The sequence below is a fragment of the Arthrobacter mobilis genome (assembly GCF_012395835.1).
Taxonomy (GTDB): domain Bacteria; phylum Actinomycetota; class Actinomycetes; order Actinomycetales; family Micrococcaceae; genus Crystallibacter; species Crystallibacter mobilis.
Genome location: NZ_JAAZSQ010000015.1, coordinates 1 through 3098, shown reverse-complemented (window position 1 = coordinate 3098; position 3098 = coordinate 1). Strand labels below are relative to the sequence as shown.

Annotated in this window: 2 protein-coding genes; one reads left to right on the top strand and one right to left on the bottom strand. The window is 67.8% G+C overall.

Annotated features, from left to right (window positions below; translation table 11 throughout):
• Positions 1 to 207: 207 nt before the first annotated feature.
• Positions 208 to 558 carry a YqfO family protein gene (locus HGG74_RS14330; protein WP_168487415.1) on the top strand — a complete coding sequence of 117 codons (351 nt, stop codon included), beginning with the start codon at positions 208 to 210 and terminating at the stop codon, positions 556 to 558.
• 51 nt (positions 559 to 609) lie between these two features.
• Here HGG74_RS14330 and HGG74_RS14325 read toward each other — a convergent pair whose 3' ends face one another.
• Positions 610 to 2982, bottom strand: coding sequence for a thiamine pyrophosphate-binding protein (locus tag HGG74_RS14325; RefSeq protein ID WP_168487413.1), 2373 nt, complete (start codon positions 2980 to 2982; stop codon positions 610 to 612).
• Positions 2983 to 3098 lie beyond the last annotated feature (116 nt).

Here is a 3098-nt window from a genome sequence, read left to right as displayed (position 1 = left end):
CGCGCCGGCGCACCTGCGCTGGCAGCCGGAGACGGTGCCGGCCCGTGCGGGGGAGCCGGCGATGGCCCGGTAAGGAGCAGGGCTGCCGTTCATAGGGCAGGACGGCCAAATGCGGGGCGGTGCGTCTGCGGACGCGCCGCCCCGTGCGCTGCCCCTCGACGCCCGGTTCCGTTTTTGATCCGTGGGCTCCATGGCAGACTTTCTGCCATGGAGCCCACGGACTGCCTGGTCGTCTACGTCCCGAGCGAAGCCGCACCCGCCGTCCGGCAGGCCATTGGCGATGCCGGGGCGGGCAGGCTGGGCAATTACTCTCACTGCTCGTTCAGTATTGAAGGCACCGGCCGCTTCACCTCGTTTCCCGGGGCGACCTCGGCCATCGGCGCCGTGAATACCCCCGAGGAGGTGCCGGAAACCCGGATCGAGGCGATCTATGCGAGCTCCAGGCGGGACGCCGTCGTCGGGGCGATGCTGTCGGTTCATCCGTACGAGACGCCGGCATTCATGACCTTCTCGGTGGACATCAGCCTGTCGGCGGACGCACCCGGCTTCGCGGACTAGGACGGCGTCGGTGTTTCCCGGGGACGGGAGGCGCATTAGGCCCGGATGGGCTCAGAGGCCGGCCAGGTCCGCCGCGGCCCGTACGATCGAGTCGACGTCGATTCCATGGATCTGGTAGGCGTCTTCCAGGCTGGAGGACTGGCCGAATTCGCTGACGCCAAGGTTGCGGATGCGGTCCCCGCGGGCGCCGGCGAGGAAGGCCAGGGTATGCGGGTGGCCGTCCATCACGGTGACGATCGGGGCCGGCCGATCTGCGGGGAAAAGAGCGTCAACGATGGCCGTGCGCTGGCTTTCGGCGGTGCTGTGCCGCTCCTGCAGTGAGCGGAAGACCAGGTCGGGGCTGGTTAGGCAGACGGCGCCGGCACGTACGCCGAGTGCCTCCAGCCGGTCGGCCGCTTCGATTACCTCGGGCATGACCGCGCCGACGCCGACCAAGGTGACCTGCTCGACGCCTGGGTGGATGATCCGGTATCCGCCGGCGACGGCGTGCTCGCGTCGGCGTTCACGAAGTGCCGGGTCCTTGGGCAGCCGGGCGAGGGTCTGGTCCACGGGACGGGTGGATAGGCGGAAATAGGCGGAGGAGCCGCCCGGACGGCCAATCTGGTTCATGGCCGCGAGCATGCACCATTCGAGGTCCTGGGCGAAAGCCGGTTCCCAGGCAACCGTTCCGGGCTGCTCGAGCCCAATGGACGGAGTATTGATGGACTGGTGAGCGCCTCCTTCGGGAGCGAGGGTGACACCGGAGGGGGTGCCGACCAGGATTGATTGGCCCCCGGCGTAGATGCCGTAGGACCAGGGCTCCAGGGCGCGGTTGACGAACGGGTCGTAGAGTGTCGCGATGGGGATCAGCGGTTGGCCCCACCGGCTCCAGGTGGCTCCGAGTTCGCCGGCCAGGCAGACCAGGTTGACCTCGGCGATGCCGAGTTCGATGTGCTGGCCCTGTGCCCCTTCGGTCCACTTGAGCAGGCGCTCGGCGTCGTCGGCGAACCAGTCGCGGCGTTCACCGACCGCCCACACACCCGTCTTGTTGATCCACCCGCCGAGGTTGGTTGAGGACGCAACATCCGGGCTGAGGGTAACGACGCGTGATGCAGCTTCGGGCGCGCTGCGCAGCAGGTCAGAGAGGAACCGGCCGAGTGCCGCTTGGGTCGACCCAACGGTCTTATAGGACCAGGGCAGCTCCGCGGGCAGTTGCGGCAGAGGATGATCGACAACGGCGGCCCGCTTGAGCCGTGCTGCAGCGTTCCGGCACGCTTCGGCCTCCTCGCTGCCCGGCGCGAAGCGCTGCCACGGGTGTTCCAGATCCATGCCGGACATCTGGGCGAGCTCGCGCATCTGGGCTTCGGTCAGCTGGGCGGCGTGGTTGTTGGGGTGGCCCTCGGTCGCCAGACCGCGGCCCTTGACCGTGTAGGCGAAGATAATCGTGGGTCGGCTGGAGTCTACCTGCTTGTAGGTGTCCAGCAGGAGCCCGATATCGTGGCCGCCAAGGTCGCGGATGGCGACGGCGAGCTCGCGCGGGGTTAGGCTGTTGAGAAGCTCGGCCAGTTGGGGATCCGGGCTGCTGCCGAGCAGGCGGTCGTGCAACTGATCCGGATGGCTGCGCAGCAGCCGCTGGTATTCCTCATTCGGCATGTCCTCGAGCCGGCGGCGCAGGGTTTTTCCGCCGCGGGAGGCGAACAGCTGCTCGATTCGGCGTCCCCACTTGCAGGTGAGCACCTGCCAGTCTGCGGCCGCAAACATGCCCTGCAGACGCTGGATCTGGACATCGGGGATGATCCGGTCCAGGGACTGCCGGTTCAGGTCGACAATCCACAGCAACTCGCCGAGCTGGCGCACAGCCGGGTCGGTGATGGCCTCCCAGACGGCTCCCTCGTCCAGTTCCGCATCACCCAGCAGGCTGATGAAGCGCCCGCTCCTAGGTGTATCGGGGAACCGGTCGCGCAGGTAGCGGTGCGACAACGCGGCCCACACCGGGGCGGTGGCGCCGATGCCGACGCTGCCGGTCGAGAAATCGACGGTATCCGGATCCTTGGTCCGGCTGGGATAGCTCTGCAGACCCCCTTTCTCACGCAGCCGGGACATGTAGGACTCGTCCAGTTCACCAAGTAGGTAATTGATGGAGTGCAGCACCGGGGATGCATGGGGTTTGACTGAGACACGGTCCTCACTGGTCAGCTCGGAGAACCAGAGCGAGGTCATGATCCCGGTCATCGAGGCGCTCGAGGCCTGGTGCCCGCCGGCCTTGACGCCGGAGGCGTTGGGCCGGCCCCGGTTGGCGGCGTCGATCATGGCCGTGGATAGCCACAGCACACGCTGGGCGATCGAGTCCAGGACGTCGTCGTCCAGGCTGGCGGCGGCCGAGAGCGGGCGGCCGTTGACGGTGGGTGAATCTGCGGCGTCCTCGAACACGGCCGTCTCTGTCATGGTGCTGTCCTTTCATGTCGGGAAGTGCGGTGCCCGCCCTGGGCGGGCACCGCACGGAAGGAGTCCTAGCGGACTACGCCGCTGTAGGCGTTCAGCGCCAGCTGTCCGCCCAGATG

Bases quoted from the DNA above. Each gene is read 5' to 3' on its own strand.
- HGG74_RS14325 (WP_168487413.1), bottom strand. From the start codon at position 2,982: ATGACAGAGACGGCCGTGTTCGAGGACGCCGCAGATTCACCCACCGTC.
- HGG74_RS14330 (WP_168487415.1), top strand. From the start codon at position 208: ATGGAGCCCACGGACTGCCTGGTCGTCTACGTCCCGAGCGAAGCCGCA.